This window comes from Streptomyces sp. R41 (assembly GCF_041053055.1).
Classification (GTDB): Bacteria; Actinomycetota; Actinomycetes; order Streptomycetales; family Streptomycetaceae; genus Streptomyces.
This window is the reverse complement of the sequence record NZ_CP163443.1, coordinates 9,553,988-9,576,060: the sequence shown is the minus strand read 5'-3', so window position 1 is coordinate 9,576,060 and position 22,073 is coordinate 9,553,988. Positions and strand designations below refer to the sequence as shown.

Here is a 22,073-nt window from a genome sequence, read left to right as displayed (position 1 = left end):
AACGATTCATCCTAAAGATTTGTTCTTTTCGGATTGATAGTACTGACTGGATCAGGCGACCGGATCCTCGGCCAGGATTGCGTCGCGTGTCACCTCGAAGGCAGCCTCCGCTTCCGGGTCACGCTCCATCATGCGCTCCCAGAAATCTCCTGCGATCCATTCCTTCGGCCCCATGCTCAGCCCGCCTCGCCGATAGATCTCCACACTCCATTGGGAAGGGATGGTGTCAGACACCTGCTCAAAGTACTTCCCGCTGTACAGGCCAGCGAGGTCGCCTGGCGAGTGCTCGATTCGCAGGGAGGAAGAACCGTCGCTCCGAACATGCAGTTCGAGTACGACGTATTCCTGCCCTGGAATGAAGTCGTATCTGCCATCAACAGGGTTGGGAGGCGCGTCCGTGGCGCCCAGATAACGAACTCTCACCTTCTCTCCCCTCCGCCAAGCTTCACCTTGTAGTCGTAGTAGTAAATTTCTCCACTCACTTCATTTCTGTAGAAGTGAATGTCGAGAGTTCCCTTGCCTCCCGGGGTGTTGACTCGCGGAGTAGCATACTTACCCCACTGGTCAATACCGCCGTGCGCCTCAAAGTATTCCGTCAGGTGGGTGTTTTTCATCTGGGAGCCCTCTTGAATTTTCTTGGAACGCGCGATGGTTTCCGCGGTGAGTTCACCATCCTTGGTGAACATTTTGGCCGCTGCAGCCGCGTCGGCCTCGAACTCTAGCTGTTTCCCAAGCCGGACCCCGCTAGCGGCGTTTGCCGCGCCCCCATATGAGGCGCCGGACGGCATGCTTCCGCCTGCGGCGCCGCCTGTTCCTATTTCCGCTATGACTTCACCGCAACCTGCAGGGTTAGCCAGGCACGCTGCGCTGATCTCTGGCCCAACAGCTGCAACGACCGGGGCGGCGACCACTGCCGCCGCCACGACCACGATGACGCCGAGCACAATCTTCTGCCAGGTCTTGAGCTTCGGGGTGTCCGGCAGGTCGTGGGCGTTGGGGTCGTAGGCGGGATTCGTTCCCATCGCCCAGCAGGCGTTGCAGTAGCCGTCGTCCTTCTTGGGCTTCGGGTCAGGCCCCTTCTTGAACACGACCTGCGCCGACTTGTGGCCCCCGTTCGTGCGGACGGTGACGGTCATGGTGCCGCTTCCGGTACCGCCGCCCGCCTTCTGGTACTGGAACGTCTGGGTGTAGGTCAGCGTGGACTGGTAGACCCAGGTCCCGTTGGGTCCCATCGTCATGTAGTCGTGGTAATGGCCGCCCTTACCGTCGCTGCACCCGCGCTCGCAGTCCGTGATCGGCCGCAGGCCGGTGGGGTCGGACTTGGTGACGGGGGTGTTGTCTGCGTAGGCGTAGCCGTTGAGGGACTCGTGGTCGTCGGAAGCGAGGACGGGGTCGACGGAGAGGAAGCGTCCGGTGGCCGGGTCGTACTCGCGGGCGCCGATGTGCGTGAGTCCGGTGTCGGCATCGGCGGGTTTCCCGAGGAAGCCCTTGTCGTCGGGCCAGGCCGATGGTGTCGCGCCGCGCGCCTCGCCGAAGGGCTTGGTGTAGCGGCGGGTGATGGCCTGGGTGGTGGCGTCCACCGTCATCGAGGCGGTGCCGTGGTGGTCGTCGACCATCCAGGACAGGCCGCTCTCGGTGCGGACGGCGGTGGCGTCGCCGGCCGGGTAGTAGCGCTGGGCGGTGAACTTGTTGGCGGCCGTGTCGTAGTGGAGTTCCTGACCGGCCAGGTAGAGGACGGTCTTGCCGGGGCCGCGGCGGATCAGGAGCTCGCCGTTGGCGTCGTAGAGGTAGTCGGTGGTCTTGGTGCCTTCGGTGAGGCGGGTGAGTTCTCCCTCGACGTCCCAGACGAGGCTCTGCGCGGTGCCGGTGGGGCTGTAGCGCTTGGTGGTGTTGCCCTGTTCGTCGTAGATGTAGGTCTTGGCGGTGCCGCCGTTGACGGTGACGGAGGTCAGGGTGTGCGGCTGTCCAGCGCCTGAGGCGTTGACGGCGGGGTAGCCGTAGGCGGTTTGGGTGTCACCTGCGGTCTTGTGCTCGGTCTGGGTGTCGCGCAGCCCGCCGGGCTTGTAGGTCCAGCTGGTCCAGTACGGGGCCGGCCCGCCGAGGGCGCTCGCCGTGCGGGTGGTGGCGCAGTCGTTGGAGGACGGGGTCCAGGCTTCGGTCAGCCGGCGGTAGCCGTCGTAGGCGAAGCACTGTGTGTCCTTGCCGCCTGCGTTGTCGGTGATCGACTTGACGTTGCCGGTGGTGTCGTAGACGTAGTCGACGTCGCTGGTGTAGCCGGTGTTGGTCTGGTCGACGGTGTGCGTGTTGGCCAGGCGGCGGGTGCCGTCCTCGTAGCGGTTGAGGATCTGGAGCTGCTTGGCACCGGTGGAGGTGCCGAGGCGGGTCTCCTCGATCTCACCGTACGGGGAGTAGCCGATGTTCTGGACGTAGTCGGTCATGCCGTCGGTGCCGGTGAGCATGCCGAGGCCGTTGTAGCTGTTGGTGACGGTCTCGGCGGGCAGGCCGCCCGCTGCGGGCATCGAGGTGGACTGGACGGTGCCGTCGATGTTGTAGGTGGTGGAGGTGGTGAACGTCTGCGGCGCACCGGCGGCGACCAGGGCGTCGGTGGCGGCGATGACGGTCTTGGTGCCCTTGGGGCGGCCGAGCGCGTCGTAGCCGGTGACGACCTGGGAGTAGATCTTGCCGGTGGTGCCGCCGACGTACCGGATCGCGGCGGTCGGCTGTCCCTTGGCCAAGGAGTCGTAGGTGAGCTTGGTCAGCTGGTGGGCGTTGTCCTTCACCCCGTCCCAGGTGCCGGTAGCGCGGTCGAGCTCGTCGTAGTCGGTGATCAGGGTGCGGGATACGCCGTCGAGGGTGGCCGTGACCGTCAACGGCTGGTCGATGTCGTTGTAGGCGGTGGTGACGGCCCCCTTGTCGGGGTCGGTGAAGGTGGTCTTGCGGCCACGCAGGTCGTAGCCGTACGTCCAGACCGCTCCATCCGGACCGGTCATCTTCTGGAGCTGGCCGCCGGGGGTGTACTCGTACAGGGTGCGGGTGTAGTCACTGCCGGTCGGGACGGGGCCGCCGTACTCGCGGCGCTCGGTGATCCGGCCGCGGGCGTCGGTGATCGTCAGGGTGCCGGTGCCGCCCGCGGCGGCGGTGAAGGCGGTGCGGTCGCCCTGCTTATCGGTCTTGGTGCGCCACTTCTCCTGGCCGTAGACCCGGAAGATCGATTCGGTGGCGCGGCCGGCGGCGTCGAAGACCGTCTCGGTGGAGGCGGGGACGGAGCCGGAGTAGGTGTTGGCCAGGGTGCCCGAGGGGGCGTTGTCGTCGTGGACCTGGTTGTTGGAGATGTACGCCAGGCCGCGGTCGTCGTAGAGGGCTTCGGAGATCACCCGGCCGCCGTTGGGCGCGGGGACCTGCTTCTGGCGGGACCGCAGCAGGCCGTCGAAGATCTCGTAGGAGCTGTTGTAGGTCTGTCCGTCGGCCTTGAGGGCGTCGGTGCGGACCCAGGTCTCCTTGTCGTTGTTGATGCTGTAGGCGTAGACGATGCTGGCGGCGTCGCCGAGCGTGCGGGAGCGGTCCGGCTTCCAGACCGACCGCAGTCGGCCGAGCGCGTCGAAGGACCACTCGGTGACGTTGCCGTTGGCATTGGTGGTCTTGGTGGCCGTGCCCCAGGCCGGATCCACCTCGGTAGTGGAGGTGTAGAGCTTGGGGTCGATGGTGGTCTTGGACGTCAGCGGGCCGTAGCCGGTGTCGTCGGGGACGTAGGTGGTCTTGATCGTGCGGTTGAGGGCGTTGGTCGCGGTGAGCGGGCGGCCCAGCTTGTCGTAGGTTGAGCCGGAGACCTGCTGGTAGAGGGGGGTCTTGTTCACAGGGTCGTAGCTAGCGACCCGGTAGGAGGCCGTGATCTCGCCCTTGGTGGGCGCCACCCCGACCGCCTGGCCGTCGTAGGCCGTGGTCATGTCGGAGACGACGTCGTCGGGGATCGCCGGGGTGGCCGCGCACGGGACGCTGTAGGTCTCGGTGCGCGAGACCGCGTTCACCAGCCAGGCGGAGGTGTTGCGGGCGTAGGTCGTCCGCACACACGACTCGTCGCCCGTCTTGGTGGCGTCGCCGCTGTCCTCCACGGTGATCGGCATGCCGTACGTGGTGTCGTACGTGGTCTTCTGCTTGACCGTGCGGGTGCCGGTGGAGGTCTTGGTGCGGGTGGTGGTCTCGTCGGCCTGGACGATCCAGGACTCGGTGGCGCCCCAGCTGTAGGTGTGGCTGCCGGTCTTGTGGGACCAGGGGGTGTTGATGGTGCCGCTGACTTCGTCGGCGTCGTTGTAGACGATGGTCTCGCGGACGAAGCCGGCGTACTGGCGGGAGTCGTCGATGGCGGTGCCGGCGGAGTCGGTGACCTTCTCCACCCGGGCGGTGCCGTCGAGTTCCTTCTCGCCGTTGAGGCCGCGCATGTAGAGGGTGGACTTCTTGGAGCGCGGGCCCTCGGAGTCGCCGGAGGTCTCCACGACCTTGCCGTAGCCGCGCCACTGCGACCAAGTGCGGTTGGACGCCTTGGTCAGGCCGTCGTCGTCGGCGTAGCCCCAGCCGGCGCCGCCCTGGTAATCGTAGTACTTCTCGCCGGTGTCGCCGTGGCCGTAGGGGTCGTCCTGGAAGACGGAGGTGACCACATACTTGTGGAACCAGTCGGTGACCGGGGTCGCCCCGGACTGGGACCACTTGACCGGGAAGCAGCGGCGCGTGTTCTTGTCGATGTCCGCCGGCATGCTGGAACCCCAGACGCAGTCCGGGTCAGAGTAGTTGACCGTGAGGGTCGAGCCGGCCTCGGACTTGATGGTGCGCACGCGCCACTTGATGTAGCGCAGGGTGTCCGGGCCGCTGCCCTCCACGTGGTTGGACAGCTGAATGCCGCCGAAGACGATGGATGGCATGGCGGCCGTGGTGGAGTTGGCCTTGCCGGTGTTCTGGATGGACTTCAGCCACAGGCTCGGCGAGGAGGCGTCACCGGTGTCGGGGAAGCTCTGGTCCAGGTGCCAGGTGTCCACGTCCCGCTGGGTGGTGCCGGTACCGGTCCAGACCGAGGTGGTGATGTCGGTGAGGCGCTTGCGGGTGAAGAAGGACGGACCGATCTGGGTGGTGCACTTGGTGCTGGCCGCGCAGATCATGTCGTAGGGCACGTCGGGCCAGTTGGCCTTGGTGTCCGCGGTCAGACTGGTGCAGCCACCCGAGACGACGCAGCGCTCGGCGTAGGTGAAGCGGACCTGCTGGGCGGCGGGCTTGGAGTAGATCAGGTCGCTGCGCAGGCCGTAGTCGATGCGGTTGAGGTAGCCGCCGCGGGTGTAACCGGTGCCGTTGACGGTGGTGTCGGCGTTCTTGGAGTAGTTGTTCGTCTCCCGGCCGTACCAGTACGTGGAGGCGTTGCCGTGGGTGTCCACGACGTAGTCCAGGTTCCAGCGCCAGGCCTGGGTGCAGAAGGAGTCGGAGAAGCCGGTGGACTTGTAGCAGGGCTCACCGGAGTCGTCGCCGAAGACCGGGACGGTCCACACGGAGTTGGTGACCGGGTCGTCGTCGGCGGTGTCGGTGGTGCCCTTGTCGCTCCAACCAGGCATCCGGTGCTTGCCGAAGAAGTACTGGTTGCCGGACGCGTCCGTGACCTTCCAGTACTCGGTGTTGTCGTCGCCGTTGCCGGTGGCGCCGGTCAGATGCTCGACGCGGGTGCCGTCCTCGTTCTTCAGCTTCCACGTCCCGCCGGACGCCTGGGATAGAGCGGCGGTGTCGCAGGCCGCCTTGTCGGCGCAGGGGTTCACCAGCTCCACGGCCTTGCCGTTGAGGACCAGGGTGGCGTTGGCGTACTTCCAGCACAGGTCGCCCTTGCCGGACTGGCCATCGTCCTTGCAGGAGCCGTACTTGCGCTCGATGAAGGACTCGGTGATCGAAAAGCCTTCACCGACCACCGAGGTCTGGTTGTTCTCCCCGGCCGTGCGGCCGTCCACCGAGGCGGAGTTGTAGGAGATCGACAGGCTCGGGGACGGGCCGGCCGTCGCCGGGGGAACCCGCAGCGGGTAGTTCCAGGTGAAGTCACCCGTGCTACCGCCGGCCTCCCAGGTCGCGGTCGGGGACAGCGAAGTGGCGCTGTAGTCGCTTCCGCCGCCCGAACTGTCGGCCGCCGCCGCCAACAGCATCGGGGTGCCGGCTGCGAGGGTCTTGGCGGAGACGGCGCCCGTCAGGGTCTGGGACTCCGCGTCGTTGTCCGCGCCCGTAACCGGGCTCTGGGTGCGGCAGGACTTCTTCTCCGGGGTGGTCAGCGCACACGCCGGGAGCTTCACCAGGCGCAGACGGGGGCCGAAGTTGCCGCCGTAGACGTCGTTGAAGGAGGAGTAGTCCAGGGAGACCCGGAGCTTGTCGGTGTCGCCGGTGGACTTCTTCGCGGCACCGGCTGGGTCGACGGTCAGCAGGACGCCGTTGACACCCGCCTTCTTCGCGGCCGCCCGGGAGTGGACGTTGAGAGCCACCTTCTCGGCCGGACCGGTGGCCTTCGCCGCAGTGCTGCGCTTCGACTTGGACTTCGCCGACTTGGGTGCCGGGGCGGCGGGCTGCTGGGCCAGCTTCACGCCGAGCCCGCCGACGGTGACTGCGGCCCCGCCGCTCGCCGGGACTTCGGCGGTGGCCTTCCCGGACTTCGGCCACGCGGCCTTCTTCAGCCGCTCACGGGTCTCACGGGAGGCGGGGGCGGCCTTGTCCTTCGGAGCCTTGGACGTGCTGGGCTTGAGCACACCCACCTTGTCGATCTTCGCGTCGGGCCGGTCCTCCAGCTTCTTGCGGGCTGCCGGGGACTGGGCCTGGGCGGCGAAGTCGTAGCCCGAGGGAACCACGACTTGCGGAAGGACGGAGAGGGAGACGACGAGCGCGCCACGGCCCAGCCAGCGGCGTATGACCGCCCCTGGCAAGCGTGGGCGGAAGGGGGATGAAGACACGGTGATTTCCCGGTTCTCGGATAGGGGCAGGAGGCGCTCGGGCGACGTCGGCGCCCGAAAACGACGGATCTCGTCGGCGCGTCCGCGGCGACGCGCAGAGTGTTTCGAGCAGAACGGGGCGGGACAGGACGGGCAAGAGGCCCGTCCTGTCCCGCCCCGCTTCTATTGCTGCTCGGTGTTACGCCGGTTGGCGATCGTGTCCGTGGAGGTGGCTCCGGCCCAGACGCGGACGCTGTCGATCTTTCCGGGGAAGTAGCGCGCGGCAGCGCCGTTGATCTTCGCCCGGCCGACCTCGAACGCTCCGCCGCCCTGCCAGGGGGCGGAGTACGGCACGCCGTCCTCGTCACCCATCAGGGCGCTATCGACGTAGAGCTTGAGCGCACCGAGCTTGGAAGTGTCGTCGGGGTCGGCTGCCGCCTGGGCGTCGTAGACGACTGACAGCATGACCGGGACGCCCAGCTGGGCCGTGGTGAATGCGGTGGACTCGCTCTTGGTCCAGACCGCCCCGGTGCCGTCCTTGTCGGGACGGCCGAACGTCCACCGCCCCTGGGTGCTGCCCGCCGGCTGCTCGTACCAGACACCCCAGGAGGACTGGCTCGTCCCCGACTGGCCAAACACCTGCACCGCGTACGACTTGCTGGTGTCGGCGAGCTTGGCGGGGTCCAGCGTGACCCAGGCGGTCGCAGTGAACGAACCGGAGTCGTCGACGACCGGGCCGGTGGCGGTGGCGTACGCGCTGGTGCCGTTCAGGGTCATCGTCTGCGTGGTGGTGACCTCTTCGCCGATGTCCGGGTCGCCGGTGGTGACCAGGGTGAGCGCGGCCCCGTTGAGGGTGAGGTTCCGGCCGAAGCCGCTGGTGTCCTTGACCGTGGTGCCGGTCGCGTTGGCCATGTCGGTGGCGTCCCACTTGGCGACGAGCGCCGGGACCGGATCGCCGGCAGTGCCGTCGCTGAGGTCCTCGTCCTCCAGCCAGGCCTCGTGGGTGACCTCGGTGTCCGCGAGCGCGCGGGACCAGACCTGCACCTCGTCGATGGCTCCGGCGAAGTTCTCCTTGCCAGCCGCGTTGTGCCACAGCCGGCCGACCTGGAGACCGCCGGACGCCTTCCACGGGGTGGCCGTGAACGGCACCGGATTGCCCTGCGGGACGCCGTTGACGTAGAGCTGGAGGGTCTGTCCGGCCGCGTCGTAGACGCCCGCCAGGTGGGTCCAGACGTTCAGTACCGGCGGCTTGGTGCCGATCGAACGGACGATCACGGGATCGGCGACATCCGTCTGGTGGCGGTTGAAGATCCAGGCGTTGTAGGCCGTGGAGTAGTACAGCTGGAACCCGGAGGCGTTCGTGCCCGCCTGGGACAGGACCGTGTAGTTGACGTCCTTCTTCGCCAGACGTGCCCAGGCCGAGACGGTGAAGGACTTGGTGGTGTCCAGGACCGCGCCGGAGGTGGAGAGGTAGGCGCTCGTGCCGTTGAGCTTCGCCGCGCCGGAGCCGCTGCGGGTCAGGGTGTCCCAAGTGGCCCCCGAGGAGGTCAGCGGGTGCTGGGTGGCAGTGGTGGAGTCGGTGAGGGCGTTGTCCAGGTGCCAGATCCCCGAGGGCTTCTCGGCGCCCTTAACCAGGAAGCTGTAGTAGCCGGTGAGCGAGCTGTGGGCGGCCGCGTCGTAGCCCCAGACCTGAATGGTGTTCTCACCAGCCTGGTTCGGCGTGATCGTCTGGGTGGTGGCCGCGCCCTTGGAGACGGTGATCGGTGCGGAGACCGCGCCGCTGTTCAGCTTCCACTTGAAGCTGACGACGTCCGACTGGATGCCGGGCGTGATGGGGTTGGTGTCCGCGGGGGTGAAGGTGAACTTGCCCGGCGTGCCCACCCCGCCCGCGGCCGGGTCGGTCTCGGCCGGCTGGTAGACGCCGTCCGCGCTGGACACCACCGGAGGCGGCGGCGAATCGGTGTCGACCCGGAAGTAGCACCAGGACGACCAGGCCGAGTCCAGCACACCGGTGGCGCCCCGGTCCGTCTTGTAGTACGCCTGCGTCTTGACCCGCATCCGGTAGTCCGTCTGCGCCGGCAGCGCGCTGGAGGACGCGTCGCGGACGGCGTTGTCGGCCACCCAGGCGTCGTCCGGCGAGGCCGCGTACCAGGCGCGGCTGGAGCCGTCGGCCTTCCACACCTCGAACATGGCGCGCAGCTGGGCGTTGGAACCATCGGCCGACTGCACCGTTGCCAGCATCTTCGGCGTGGTGTCACTAGTGGCGAAGGGCAGCGTGGAGGCGTTGCAGGCCCGCCCGGTGGTGCCCTGCTGGACGCCGTACGAGGTTGGCTTGTCCGGGTAGGAAACGTAGGTCACCGACAGCTTGGCGTCGTCGCGGAACCGCGCCCAGGAGGCCGCGTCGGACTCGTCGTGCGCGGTGAGCGAGAAGGTGATCTGCGACTCCTTGTTCGCGGCGTAGGACGCGAGGGTCGTCGTCAGGTTCTCGTTCGTCTCCTCGTCCACGTTGTCGCTGAAGCGCACCCAGTTCGCCGGCTGCGACGGGCTGCACAGGCCGCCCCGCCCGTAGGCCACGTTCCGGTCGCCCATCAAGTCCACCCCGGTGGGACGGGACGACCAACCGGTGCTGGAGGAGATGCCCTTGTCCACGCGACTCAGGTCGTACCAGTGCGGATCGCAGGTGAACGTCCACTCCTGGTACACCTCCAGCGTCGCGTCCAGGACCTTCTTGCCGTGGATCGACGAGAGCGGGTACTCGAAGTACATGCGCTGGGTGTACGGGCTGTTGGAGCAGAGGTATCCGGCGTAGTTGGAGCAGCGCCCCACGCCCTTGTCCCCGTCGAACTCCCAGTACTTGGTGCCGTTGGAGGCCAGGGCCGTCCAGTCGCCCAGCGCGATGCCCTTGGTCGGCGGGTCGATGTAGACCGGGAAGACGGTGTCCTCGCCGTGGAGCAGGGCAGGATCGGGTGTGATCTCCAGGGTGGTGCCAGTGAGCTTGAGCGGAAGCTCGGCCGCGGCGTCACCGCTGCCGGGGCCCTCCGACGGGGCCGGCTCGCCCTTTGCAGCGGGCAGCGGGGCCGCCTCCGGCTCACCCTCTGCCTCTGCCGAAGAAGCAGTAGTGCGGGCGAGTTGCGTGGTAACGCCGGCCGTGGCGGTGCCAGTGGCCGGGGGGTCACCGGCCGAGTCCCACATCCGCCCCGCCGGGCTTTCGAAGACCGGGGTACCGTCGCCGTCGCGCGCGACGAATCCGCCGTCGGCCGTCGGGGAGACGTCCATGTCGCCGCCGGAGACGGTCATCCTGATCGTCGAAAGCGCCGGGTTCTCCGCCGCCGCCGCAGTCTTGACCACGAGCACCGAGGTGTAGCCGGAGCTCAGCGCGGTCAGTTTCAGATCGACGTCTGGAAGAACTCCAGGGTAGGTGGCGGTGTCGCCGTCGAGCCGGGGCTCGGGCAGCGCGGTAGGCCAGCCGAGCTGCAGCTCGTGCCCCTCGTCCTCTAGCGTGACCAGTCCGTCCCCGCTGCCGCCGCCCGAGAAGGTGAGACCGGCCGTCGTATTCTTCGCCTGCACAGAGCCGTCGGCTTCACGCACGAGGGTGGTGTCGATGGGGGCCCAGGTGCCGTCGTCCTTCCGGGCACGGACCGGAGCCGCGTTCATCTCCTGCGTGAAGGTGCCGTCCGGGTTGGCGAATACCTGGGACGAGTCGGTGATCGCCGCGTCCACGGCCACCCGCTCACCGGTCTCCGCCGCGAGAGCACTCGCCTCCGAGTCCGCAGTCCCGTCAGCCGCTACCGAGGCCGCCGCGTCATCGGCGGCTGCCGGAGTCGCCCCGACCCCGACCACCGCACCCCCCAGGAGCGTGACGGCTATCGCCCAACTCACCACCGCCTGACGCCAGCCGCGCCGCCGTTTTTGCGTAAACACGCCCCCACCTGTCCTTTTTAACTTTTTATTACAAAGAAGCTGTGAGGATCATGTGTTGGTTGATCACGCAGGTCAATGGTGTCGCGTATCACATTGACCTCTTTCAAACCTGCCGGTAGCGCATGCTAGTTGTGCTCTTGAGCGTTGACGAAGAAACTCCTGGTAGACGGTGTCACGACCAAGATCCACCGTGTTCCAGGAGCTTCGCGTGATATCCGTCAGCGATCGATCCGTGCCCACCGCGCACCTACACCACCTCACCCGCCAACTGGCCGCCCCATCAGCCGGAGGTCGGCTGCCGCTGACGGCGCCTCACGCCGGGACGGCAGGCCCTGCTGGGCCGGCCCATCTGCGGTGCGGTACACCTACGCGCGCCTGGCCGCTGGGTTCGGCATCGGGATCGCGACCGTCTATCGCTCCATACGCGAGGCCGTCGACCTCCAGACCGCGATCGCGCCCAGCCTCGCCGACGCAGTGCGGACCGCGCGCCACCTCGCGTTCGTGATGATGACGCTCGCTGAGGCCAAGGTGGGCCATGCCCGTGCCCGCGATGGTGAGCAACGCGGCGGTCGTCACGCGGTTGCTGCGCATGGGAGATCACTTCCTTCCCTGATGTTGGCCAGGTCTTCGGACGTGGGTGCGAGTGTGCTCAGAAGCCCGGAAAGGTGTTGAGAGGCCGAGAATCCGGTGAGAGCGAGTCGATGGAGACGGGCGAACGCGGCGGTGTAACGGGACGTCTGCTCGCGGTGTTCAAGGACGACCGGCACCGGGGTGACGGGGAGGACGACCTGGCGGCTGTCGATGATCACGAAGGGCTCCATGGGAAGTTCCTCCGGCCTGCGGACCGCATGCAGGGGAATCAGCGACACCGAGTCGTACTTCGCTGGGTCGAGGACTCCCAGCAGGTGGCTGATCTGGGCACACATCACGTCGTGCCCGCCGACCTGGTGGTGGAGCACCGATTCCTCAAGCATGAACGTGACGGGTACGCCGTTCGGAAGAACGGCTTCGTCGTGACCGCACTCCCGGGCAAGCGGATAGGAACGAACGGCCTCCCGGTACCCGTAGATCTGCAAGGGCCCCGGAACCAGAGTGGAGGCGTAAATCTGGATGCGCCGTGCCCCATGCCATGGCACTCCCCAAGTGATGGGCAGGCCCAGGGCTGACGAGGGCCTCGTCAAGCCCGCGTTCCGGCGTTGCTCGTTTCGCACGGTTGCTGTCATCGCGACCACTGTCCGTCAGGGCCGGGCGGGTCGGGCTGCCACTTGTCTCGCACGACGTCGTCTCTGCTCATCTCCGGTGCCTTCTCGCGGGTGTCGAAGCGTTCAGAACAGGGCTGGCTGGTTCAGTGGCACGTTCTCCTCGGAGTCGGCCGGGGCGGGTACGCGGCCGGTGCGCTCGTTTTGGAGATCCCACAGTTCGCGGAACAAGCCGTCGTGCTGGGCCAGCAGCTCGTCGGGGGTGCCGTGCTGGATGACTCGGCCTTTGTCCAGAACAACGATGCGGTCTGCGACGGTCACGTTCGTGAGCCGGTGCGTAACCAGGACGACCGCACGGTCTGCGGCGAGGCGGCGCAGCCCGGTGAAGATGCGGTGCTCGGCCCGTGGGTCGAGGGCCGCGGTCGGTTCATCCAGGACGAGCAGTCCGGCCGGCCGGTGGAAGGCACGAGCGAGCGCGATCCTCTGCCACTGCCCGCCGGACAGTTCCTGACCACCCCACCATTCCTTGGCCAACAGGGTGTTCAGCCCGCTGCGCAGCCCGTCGATGACCTCGTCGGCGCCCGCGGCATGCGCCGCGGCGAGCACCGCGGCGTCCCCGTCCTCGGTGGCCTGGCCGAGGGTGATGTTCTCCCTCGCCGATAGAGGCCAGCTCGCGTAGGACTGCGGTACGACGGCGACACGCTCCCAGGTGGCGTGTGCGTCCAGGTCCCTGGTGTCGGTGCCATCCCAGGTGACGGCTCCTTGATCGGGGAGATACAGAGCCGAAAGGATCTTGCTGAGGGTGGTCTTGCCGGAGCCGTTCTCGCCCACCAGCGCAACGACTTCGCCGTGCCGGACCTCCAAGGAGACGTCGTCCAGGGCCGGACGGTCTGCGCTCGGATACTGGAACGTGATGTTCTCGGCGCGTACGAGCGTGGGTGCGGCCGGCGCCCGAGGACCGCGGTCGATGTGGTGTCCGCCGGCTTCGTCGATGAAGTCCGCCCAGTCATCCAAGTACATGCCGGTACGGAAGAGTTGGGCTCCGTAGCCGACGATCCCGTCGAGCCCGGCGCTGACGCGGCCCAGAGCGAGGAACGCGGTGCCGAGGGCGGCGACCGAGATCTGCCCGACGGACACGAGCAGCGCCAGGGCGACCCACACCACGGCGTGGGCTAGACCTCCCGCGGCCCCGCCCACCAGGGAGATCCTGGCGGAGCGCCAGGTGGCTTGGTCCGTCGTCGCGTCGATCCGCGCCCCGGCCGTGCGGTACTTGTCGAGCAGGAACGGTGCCATGGTGCCGGAGCGGACCTGGTCAGCGGTCTGCTTGTCGACCATGTACCAGCGCAGCATGCCCAGTAGCCGCCGGTCCTTCGTAGTGGCGAGCGAGGCGATGTAGCTGATGCGCGCCGCCCGTACGCTGGCCACCCCCTTCGGCAGGGCCGCCAGGAGGAGCAGCGGCAGAAGGATCGGGTGCACGGCCGTCAGGACGCACGCCGAGGCGATCAGCGATGCCGAGGCGGCAAGGATGTACTGGGCTTGGGTGAGAAGGTCCCTGGAGACCTCCACACCCCGGTCGGCGGCATCCCAGCGGTCGTTGTATCCGGGGTTGTCGTACGCGGCCAGTTCCGCCTTGGTCGCCGCGTCGAGGAGCTTGAGTTCGGCCTCCCGGGCAATACGCGGGGCGAGCCGGGCCGACAGCGCGGTGGAGGCGATGCCCAGCAGGGCACGCAGACCGATGGCGACCGACAGGACGACAAGCGACGGTACGGCGGAGCGGAGCTGGTCGCTGCTGATGTGCTGAGAGGAGATCAGCGGCTTGATCACACCGGTGGTAGCCATCAGCCCGAACGCTTCCAACACCCCCGACAGGAGCTGGACGCCGAGCAAGGCAATGACCGCGGCGCGGTCGACCTGCCAGCCCAGTGCAAGGGATCGGCGGATCAGTTGGGGCAGGCGCCGGGCCATCGAGCGGGTGGAGATCGCGTTGGCGGCCTCGATGCGGCGGTCTCCGGGGACGACGAACTTCAGCTCTTCATCCGACACCTCCGCCTCGCCGGTAGGTACGGTTGTGTCAGCGGGCTTCGGGATGGTTGTCATCAGCTCCAGCCCTCCACCAACACGCGGCGCCCGGCCAGGATGCCGTCGAGCGCGGTCACCGCGTACGGAACGATGTCCTCTGGCAGATCATCGAGGCGAACCCAGCGCAACTCGTCGCATTTCGTGGGCTCGTTGTTAACGATGTCCCCCTTGTACTTGTGGGGGTAAAAGAAGAGTTGGATGCGACCGGGGCCGTCGTCGGCGTCGCGGTGGTGAAGAGTGTGGATCAGTTCGAGATCGCCTTCGCTGATGGCGATGCCGAGTTCTTCCTTTGCCTCACGGGCCATCCCCGCGAGGAACGACTCGCCTTCTTCCAGGTCGCCCGCGGGCAGATGCCACATCCTGTTCGCCCACTTCGGAGTCGTACGGAAGCCAAGCAGCACACGTTGGTTACGGATGATTACCAGGTGCAGGCCGATCACTGTTTGATACGCCAAGACGTCCCCCTGTGTGCCGTGTGCAGTTGAGACTGTTGCTCATCAGACGTTTCGTTCAGCGCAGTTGAAAGCTGCTGGATCGTCACGACGTGCCTCCGCTCGCCCCGAGGCCGGTGAGCGCGCCTTCGAGGCCCTCAAGGTCGCCGAGCAGGCGGCGGATGGCGATCTGCCGCTCGCTCCAGTGCCGCTTCAGATCCGCTTCCGCCTCCCGAGGCAGGTCGTACTCCGCGGTGGTGGCGCCGTAGAAGCTGAACAGCATGTACAGCAGCGTGATCCGGGCACACGCCCGGACCTCCCGCAGCGGGAGGCTGGGGTGCTCCGAGCGGTAGGCACCCACCATGGCCAGGACGCAAGCCACCCACTCGTTGCTGGTAGCGACAGTGCGCGGGTCGAGCGCCGCTCTCCCCAGCTCCCAGGCCAGCATCGCCCTGGCGCAGCGGAAGTCGATGATGCCGGTGACGGCATCGGCGAGGGTGATCAGGTTGGTGCGGGTGAGATCCGCGTGCAGAGCCTGGTCCACCAGCGACTCGGGCAGTTGTGCCCGCAGCCGGTTGACGTGGGTGCGCAAGTCCTCACGCCGCTGGTCGAGGTCGACACGCAATTCGTCAAGACGGTCGTGGCCTTGCCGCGTGGCTCTGGCCATCACCATGTCGCACTTCGCTACAGCATCCTCGACGGGCTCGGTCCGCCAGCGGGTCTGCTGTACACGCTTCGGCAGCGGGTACGCGGCCAGCGCACGGTGCATGCGCCCCATCACCGCGCCGATGTGTTCGGCGAGGGTGACCGTCATGGCCGACGTGGTCACCCGGCCGGGAGCCTCGTCGACCACGGCCCATGCGCTGCCTTCCGCGATGGTGACCAGGTTGTCGTCGGCGTCAGGCCACACGCGCGGAACGGGTAGCTTCGCGGCTCGGCAATATTCCGACATGTCCCACGCGTTGCCCGCCGCGTCCAAGTCGTCCATCGACGGGTACTGCTTGACGAACAGCCGGAGCCCGTGAGTGGTCAGGACTCGCCGGTTGATCGTGTCCGTGCCCATGTGCACCGGTTCGACGACGTCGACGACGAGCCCGTACCGGTCCTCCAGCACGTCAGCGGTCAACGCCGCGCCCCGCTCGGCTTCGTCCATAGGGATCACTGGCCTTCGTCTGCGGAGGGGCGGCGTGCCCTGAGGACGGTGAAAGCCACGGAGCACCTCCTCGTACGGCGGTCCTGGAGTGCTGAAGGCGGCGTCGCCGGCTCTCCGTTGCTCGCCGAGGAAGTCCTGGACGACCTCGCGGGCGGCCTGCTGCCACGGACTGTCGGCGGTCCACAGACTGTGGTCGCTGAAGACCGCGACCACCCCGTCGGGTGCCATGTACTCGCTGAGTCGGTCGAGGAAACGGGGCTGGTTCAGCCAGTGGAAGACACGGCCACAGGTGACGAGATGCGGCTGCCATCCCTCCGGCGGCAGAAAGTCCTCTGCGAGCGCGTGACGGAGTTGTAACTGGTGGGCGGTGTCGAGGGCAGGACGGAGCAGGGCTTCGGCCTCCGTGAGCATCGCTGCCTCGGCATCGACCGCGATCAGGTCATCGAAGTACGGCAAGAGCGCCTGAACAACGAGTCCCGGGCCGGTACCGATGTCCAGAAGGCGCCGCGGAGTGTCTGTCGGCGCAGCCTGGTCGAGGAGGGCGGCGACAGCGACTGGAATACCCGGGCGGAAGCGCCGGTAGTAGGCGGAGGATCCGGCGAAGGCATTCACGCGCGCCACCCGCCCCACACGCTCTTGCCCTTCTCCAGGCGCAGGTTCTCCAGCATGGTGTGCGCCTCGTCGACCAGGCCGATGTCGCGGTGCTTGATCCCCCAGTCCAATGAGTCCAGAGCATCCAGTGCCCCGTATGCCCGGCACGCGACCTGCTCTTCCTTGGTGAGGGGACGGCCGTATCCGTGGTGGAAGGCAGCGTTGAGGTCGGGGTGGTGGTGCAGGATCCGGTAGCGCAGACGGCTCAGGTCCCGGTAGACGGCGGGCTGCAGCTCAGCCCGCTCGAAGTCGATGATCCGCAGCCGCTGCTCGGTCTCCTCCCACATCCAGTTCTTGGGCATGTAGTCGCCGTGCGCCGCCACCTGGGGAAGGCACGGGGGAGCTTCCTTGGCGAGCGTGCGCACCATCGCGATGTCGTGCTCCGGCACGTACATCGCCGTGCGGTCCAGCAGCTCGGCGACTGCCTCGTCCCACGCCTCCTCCGTCGCTTCCGGCGTGGGCTCATCGGCTGCCGCGGTGTGGTGCCGGGCGAGCACCTCACCGGCCTGCTTATAAGCCGCACGTTCCTGCTCGGCCGGCAGACGCAGTGTGTCGAGGCTGCGGCCGGGAACGGCGGTGACCAGGATGGTGCGCGTCTGCGTGTCCGCTGCGACCAGCTCGGGCGTACGGTCGGCGCCCAAGGCGACGGTCCAGTTCTGGTATGCGTCGACCTCGCGTCGATGGAGCTTCGGGCCGGCGTGTTGCTTGGCATACCACCGTTCGCCGCCGGGTCCTATCACTTCCCAGACGGACGGCCGGATGTCGCCGGGCCGGGGGTGTTCGGCGACCACGGTGTACGTGTCGGTCACCGACTCCACCAGCTGGTGGAGTGCGCCAGGCATGTCGGTCACGGTGCGCCCTTCGGCTCGCCGAGCAGCCCGCACGCCACTTTGGGTAACGGATTGAATGCGCTCGGTGTCTTCGTGTGGGTGGGTAGCTTGCCAAAGGCCACTGACAACGCGGTCTGAGCTGGTCATCTGCGGGCGGGGACGCGAAGGACCGTCCCGGAGGCCATCTCGGACAGCGACTCGTCGAGAACCTGATAGCTCCAGCCGAGCGTCACCAGGTGCGGGTCGTTCTGCGCTGCGACGCGCGCCCGCAACGCCCGGACCCGCCTCACTGCGCTGTCACGACTGATGCAGGCCCGGTCCGCGAACTCCTGGGACGTCGCACCGATCGCGACCATCCGCCACGTCTTGACCTCCGCGGCTGAGAAGGCCTCCGGGAAGGCGGCCGTCTCGGGGCGCCGGAGTTGCTCGGTGACGAAGCAGGCGTGGACAACCGCGGCCCGACCGCTCACGCCGAGCTTCTGTCCGCAGTGCTTCAGCTGCACGTTGATCGTGCCGACGGTGATGGACAACTTGGTGGCAATCGCGTCGGTGCTCTCGCCGTCCGCGACGCTCTGGGTAATCCGGAGCTGTGCGGGTGTCAGCGGAAGCGTCGCGGGCGGGCGGGCCGGTCGGGCACTCACGGGAACCGGAGATCCTTTCAGGGGGTAGGTCAGGCGCGGGCCAGCCACCGGTGCCGTTCGGCATCGGTGACGAGGCGGTGGTGGTGGTCGATCTCCAACTGGGCGAGGTGGGCGTAGTGCTCGGCCACGTCGGCGCTGAACGCCTTCTCCGCGATGGCGCTGTGCTGGAAGGCGGCTAGCCCCTGCTGCAGCGTGGGCGGCACCGCGGTGCCGCCCGTGGTGTAGGCGTTGCTGGTCTCGGCCGCACCGGGGGTGAGTTGCTGCTCGATGCCGTGATCGATGGCCGCCAGGACCGCCGACAGGGCCAGGTACGGGTTGGCGTCCGCCCCCGGTACACGAATCTCCAGATGCAGGCTCTCGCCATGGCCGACAACGCGGACGGCGCAGGTGCGGTTGTCGTAGCCCCAGCTCATCGTGGTGGGCGCGAACGAGCCGGGCACGAACCGCTTGTAGGAGTTGACGTTCGGCGCGTACAGCAGGGCCAACTCCGGCAAGGCATGGACGAGTCCAGCGATGGCCTGGCGCGCGATCTGCGACAGTCCGCCGCCGGGCTCCTTGAACTGGCTGATGCCGTTCTTCCATAGCGACACGTGCAGGTGTAGACCGTTGTGCACACCGGTTTCCGGAGCCGCCATGAACGTGGGCGCCAGACCCGCTCGGGCGCCGAGAGTGCGGACCGCGTGCTTGAAGAGCAGGTGCCCGTCGCAGGCGGTGAGCGCGCCGCCGTAGGGGAAGGTGACCTCCACCTGCCCGGGAGCCCCCTCCGTCTTGATCGCCTCCATGGGAAAGCCGGCCCCCGCGAGCGCACGCTGAAGGCGGCGGAAGAACCGGGCGGCTGCCGGAGAGTGATCCAGGGCGTAGTCCAAGTTCTCCGCCGCCAGCGGCCTCAGGCCCTGATACCCCGCCTCGGCGGCCTCGTCGTAGGTGCCCTGGTAGAGCACGAACTCGGTTTCCAGGCCTGCCTTGACGTGGAGGCCGTGCGCGGCCAGCCGGGTCATCTGCCCCTGGAGGATCTGGCGCGGTGCGACCGCGATCGACGTGCCGTCGTGGTGCACAGCATCGCCCAGCACGACGGCGGTGCCCTCCATCCACGGCAGCGTCCGCAGCGTCGACAGGGCCGGGCTGACGGCCAGGTCCTGGTAGCCGGTCTCCCACGAGGCCAGCGCGAAGCCGGACACCGGGCTCATGTCGATGTCCGTGGCCAGCACGTAGGCGCAGAACTCGGCTCCGCCGTGGGCGATGTGCTTGAGGAAGTGCCGGGCGTCGTACCACTTCCCCTTCAGCCGCCCCTGCAGGTCGGGGAGGGCCAGCAGCACCGTCTGTATCCGCCCTGCCTTGACCAGGTTCCGCAGGTAAGTGACAGAGAGCTGACCTTCGGAACGACCGCGCGGAGCGGGCGTAGGCGTGGTGGTGAGCCGGGCAACGGACCCGTTGTTGGAGGAGGGCGCGGTCATCAGACAACCTCGTCCTCGTACGCGCTGCCCGGCCGTTCGAAGGTCTGGGCGGGCACCTCGTACGAGCGCCGGCCGTTGATCCGCCACCAGATCCAGGCCAGCGCCAGCACCGAGATCAGGGCGATCGGTGCGTAGTTGAACGTGTCGACGGACAACAGCGCGCCACCCTCGGGACGGGACTGCGGCAGGCAGAACAAGACGGTCACGAACACCACCCAGATGACAGCGATCGTGCCGACCGGCACACCCCACCGGCCCAGGTTCCACGGGCCGGGCCGGAACTTGTTCCGATGCCGGATACGCAGATAGATCGGGATCGCGTAAGCGGGCGTGATGCCGATGACATTGATGCTGGTAATCGCCGCGTACGCCGTTGGGCTGTACATGCTCGGCAGCGCCAGGACCCCCGCGCAGACGATGGCCAGCCACACCGCGTTACGCGGAGTGCCAGTGCGCCGATCGACTCGCCGCCACAACTGGGAGCCGGGCAGTGCCCCGTCACGGGAGAAGGCGAACACCATCCTGCTGGCGGCGGCGGTCTCGGCGTTGCCACAGAACAGCTGGGCGATGATGACGACCAGCAGCAGCGCCTTCGCCCCGGCCAACCCCAGCGCGTCGAGGAAGATCTGCGCCGGCGGAACCCCGGTCGCACTGTCCACGGTGCCCGCGTAGTCCTGGATGGCGAACGTGAGCCCCGCCAGCAGCACGAGCCCGGCCAGCCACGACCAGCCGATCGAGTGGATGATGCCGCGGGCCGCGGACACCTGCGCGTTCGTCGTCTCCTCCGACAAGTGCGCTGACGCGTCGTAGCCGCAGAACGTGTACTGGGCCAACAGCAGACCGATGACCGCCACGTACATGGGGCTGGTCCAGCCGGTGTTGTTGACGAACTCGCCGAACACGAAGCCAGCGCCCTGGTGGTGGGAGGGCACGATCGCCAGTGCACCGACGATCACCGCGACTCCGCCCAGATGCCACCAGACGCTGACGGAGTTGAGGAAGCTGACCAGCCGGACTCCGAACAGGTTCAGCGTGGCGTGCAGGGCGAGGATGCACAGGTAGATCACCATGATCTTGCCCGGCGTCGGCGCGAAGTCGAACTGCAGGTTCAGGAAGGCGCCGGTGAACAGCGCGGCTCCGTAGTCGATTCCGGCTATCGCGCCGAGCAGGCCGAGCAAGTTCAGCCAGCCCGTGTACCAGCCCCACTTACGGCCGCCGAGCTGCTCCGCCTGGTAGTACAGCGCCCCGGAGGTTGGATAGGCGGAGGTTACCTCGGCAAGTCCGGCGCCGATGAACATGACCATGGCGCCGACGGCAATCCAGCCCCACAGCATCACGGACGGGCCGCCGGTGTTCAGGCCGAAGCCGTACAAGGTCATGCAGCCGGACAGGACGCTGATGACGCTGAAGGAGATCGCGAAGTTCCCGAACGGTCCCATGCGGCGAGTCAGGACGGGCTCGTAACCCAGCTCCCGCAGGTACGCGTCATCGGATTTCTGGTGCGGGGCACGGTGGTTTGGAGCTAAGCGGGACACTGAACAACCTCCATAGGGATGCGGATGACCGGGCTGATGGACGAGTTCATGCCAACCCAGAGACTGGGTGAGCATGGATAGCGATCACGGGTGCGGCCCGGCGCGTGGCGAGTGATTGCGGGCGAAAGAGAGGGACTCGGCGCGTGCACGAAGGAGTAGCGCCTCACCGGGGTCTGCCGCCGCGGCGCCCTCGTGCACCGAGGCCCAGGGCTCACGCGCCGCGTACGGACCCATCGCCTCGAAGACCTCGGCTGCTTCCAGGTACTGGTTGCCTGCCCAGAGCGCAAATGCAAGATGGTTCAGATCGGCCACCGAACGCAGCCCAGGGGGCGCCTTCCGGAACCAGTCGTGGAACGCGTTGAGCGTGTAGCTGAGCGCAGGGTCCTCGGCCCACTGCCGCCGCCACAACGGATCCACCCGGGCCCGACGCTGCTCGATCTGCGCGTACGCAGGCAGAAGCAGGAGTGGCGAGCCGACGGGCCGCTGCCCCGCCACTGACCAGCCGAAGTCGACGACCGCGGCCAGAGAGGAAGCCCGCAGACCGTCGAGCGCGAGCATGAACTGCAGCACGCGATGGTAGGCCTCGCGGTTGTACGGATCACGCTGATTGACCTCGTAGAGCAGCCCCCACGGACCGCTCGGCAGCATCGGCTCAGCGGACATCACGCGGTGTTCGCGCCGCAGTTGCTGTGTGTCGATCTGCGCCAAGGCCACCAGACACACCCACGGCACCGGATCGTACGGCGCGCGACGAGCTGCCAGCAGCGCCGCGCGCCGCGCCCTCATCTCGAACTCCAAGGTTTGTGAGTGCTGTTGGCGGTGCGCACGCAACGCCCGCTCGACGGCAACACGAACAGCCATCAGCTGGGCGTCGTAGTTATCGGGCTCTTCAGTGAGCCAGACACCGACCACATCCGATCGGGCGGCTGCCACTGCCAGCAACTGAGTGCGTGACGTTCGCAGCGTCCAGTGCGTGCCCGTCTCCAACAGCAGTTGCCGCGCCGTTCTCCAGCGCCCTGCTTCCAGTTCGACCAGGGCTACGCGTAGCTCCTCGTCATGGCCTGCCGGGTGATACACGAGACGCATCACCGCCCCTCGAATCGGGAAAGGTGACGCGCTGAAGCAGGAACAGGGCTGCCCGCCTGAGGAACGTAGGCAGTGCGATGCGACGGGTCTTCCAGGCTGGTCGTGAATGTCATCAGGGGGCCTCAGGAGAATTGGGGGGATGGGCCGCAGAATGGGTG

The 22,073-nt window shown here is 67.5% G+C and carries 12 protein-coding genes and 1 pseudogene; 1 reads left to right on the top strand and 12 read right to left on the bottom strand.

Features of this window, described 5'->3' with window-relative positions; all coding sequences use genetic code 11:
* Positions 1 to 51: 51 nt before the first annotated feature.
* The 3 genes from AB5J53_RS43445 to AB5J53_RS43435 all read right to left on the bottom strand — a co-directional run bounded on the left by AB5J53_RS43445 (position 52) and on the right by AB5J53_RS43435 (position 10,661).
* Positions 52 to 423, bottom strand: coding sequence for a hypothetical protein (locus AB5J53_RS43445; RefSeq protein ID WP_369251081.1), 372 nt, complete (start codon positions 421 to 423; stop codon positions 52 to 54).
* Positions 420 to 6,914, bottom strand: a complete 6,495-nt coding sequence (locus AB5J53_RS43440) for an RHS repeat domain-containing protein (protein WP_369252843.1) — start codon at positions 6,912 to 6,914, stop codon at positions 420 to 422. Before AB5J53_RS43440 ends, AB5J53_RS43445 begins: the two co-directional genes overlap by 4 nt.
* Positions 6,915 to 7,118: 204 nt before the next feature.
* Positions 7,119 to 10,661 (bottom strand): LamG-like jellyroll fold domain-containing protein, encoded by a 3,543-nt coding sequence (locus AB5J53_RS43435; RefSeq protein WP_369252841.1) that lies wholly within the window; start codon positions 10,659 to 10,661, stop codon positions 7,119 to 7,121.
* Positions 10,662 to 11,137: 476 nt separating this feature from the next.
* Between AB5J53_RS43435 and AB5J53_RS43430 the strand changes: the two are divergent.
* A pseudogene (locus AB5J53_RS43430) lies at positions 11,138 to 11,366 on the top strand (transposase family protein); the annotation flags it as partial.
* 62 nt (positions 11,367 to 11,428) lie between these two features.
* Here AB5J53_RS43430 and AB5J53_RS43425 read toward each other — a convergent pair.
* The 9 genes from AB5J53_RS43425 to AB5J53_RS43385 form a co-directional block, all read right to left on the bottom strand.
* Positions 11,429 to 12,079: a Scr1 family TA system antitoxin-like transcriptional regulator gene (locus AB5J53_RS43425; protein ID WP_369252839.1), complete on the bottom strand. Its 651-nt coding sequence runs from the start codon at positions 12,077 to 12,079 to the stop codon at positions 11,429 to 11,431.
* 102 nt (positions 12,080 to 12,181) lie between these two features.
* On the bottom strand, positions 12,182 to 14,152 hold the full coding sequence (locus AB5J53_RS43420) for an ABC transporter ATP-binding protein (protein WP_369251080.1): 1,971 nt from the start codon (positions 14,150 to 14,152) through the stop codon (positions 12,182 to 12,184).
* On the bottom strand, positions 14,152 to 14,589 hold the full coding sequence (locus AB5J53_RS43415) for an NUDIX domain-containing protein (protein WP_369251079.1): 438 nt from the start codon (positions 14,587 to 14,589) through the stop codon (positions 14,152 to 14,154). Before AB5J53_RS43415 ends, AB5J53_RS43420 begins: the two co-directional genes overlap by 1 nt.
* Before the next feature lie 82 nt (positions 14,590 to 14,671).
* A complete protein-coding gene (locus AB5J53_RS43410) occupies positions 14,672 to 16,330 on the bottom strand; it encodes a methyltransferase (RefSeq protein WP_369251078.1) in 1,659 nt (552 codons plus the stop codon).
* Positions 16,327 to 17,211, bottom strand: a complete 885-nt coding sequence (locus AB5J53_RS43405; RefSeq protein ID WP_369251077.1) for an aminoglycoside phosphotransferase family protein — start codon at positions 17,209 to 17,211, stop codon at positions 16,327 to 16,329. The genes AB5J53_RS43410 and AB5J53_RS43405 overlap by 4 nt, the downstream gene beginning before the upstream one ends.
* 131 nt (positions 17,212 to 17,342) lie before the next feature.
* Positions 17,343 to 17,840: a helix-turn-helix transcriptional regulator gene (locus AB5J53_RS43400; protein ID WP_369251076.1), complete on the bottom strand. Its 498-nt coding sequence runs from the start codon at positions 17,838 to 17,840 to the stop codon at positions 17,343 to 17,345.
* A gap of 29 nt (positions 17,841 to 17,869) precedes the next feature.
* Positions 17,870 to 19,294, bottom strand: a complete 1,425-nt coding sequence (locus tag AB5J53_RS43395) for a glutamine synthetase family protein (RefSeq protein WP_369251075.1) — start codon at positions 19,292 to 19,294, stop codon at positions 17,870 to 17,872.
* The gene (locus tag AB5J53_RS43390) at positions 19,294 to 20,829 is read right to left on the bottom strand and encodes an amino acid permease (protein ID WP_369251074.1); all 1,536 of its coding nucleotides are present in this window, start codon (positions 20,827 to 20,829) and stop codon (positions 19,294 to 19,296) included. The genes AB5J53_RS43395 and AB5J53_RS43390 overlap by 1 nt, the downstream gene beginning before the upstream one ends.
* A gap of 84 nt (positions 20,830 to 20,913) precedes the next feature.
* Positions 20,914 to 21,915 (bottom strand): hypothetical protein, encoded by a 1,002-nt coding sequence (locus AB5J53_RS43385; RefSeq protein ID WP_369251073.1) that lies wholly within the window; start codon positions 21,913 to 21,915, stop codon positions 20,914 to 20,916.
* Positions 21,916 to 22,073 lie beyond the last annotated feature (158 nt).

Coding starts and splice junctions, on each gene's coding strand:
- AB5J53_RS43385 (WP_369251073.1), bottom strand. CDS start 21,915: ATGCGTCTCGTGTATCACCCGGCAGGCCATGACGAGGAGCTACGCGTA.
- AB5J53_RS43405 (WP_369251077.1), bottom strand. CDS start 17,211: ATGCCTGGCGCACTCCACCAGCTGGTGGAGTCGGTGACCGACACGTAC.
- AB5J53_RS43425 (WP_369252839.1), bottom strand. CDS start 12,079: ATGACAGCAACCGTGCGAAACGAGCAACGCCGGAACGCGGGCTTGACG.
- AB5J53_RS43420 (WP_369251080.1), bottom strand. CDS start 14,152: ATGACAACCATCCCGAAGCCCGCTGACACAACCGTACCTACCGGCGAG.
- AB5J53_RS43395 (WP_369251075.1), bottom strand. CDS start 19,294: ATGACCGCGCCCTCCTCCAACAACGGGTCCGTTGCCCGGCTCACCACC.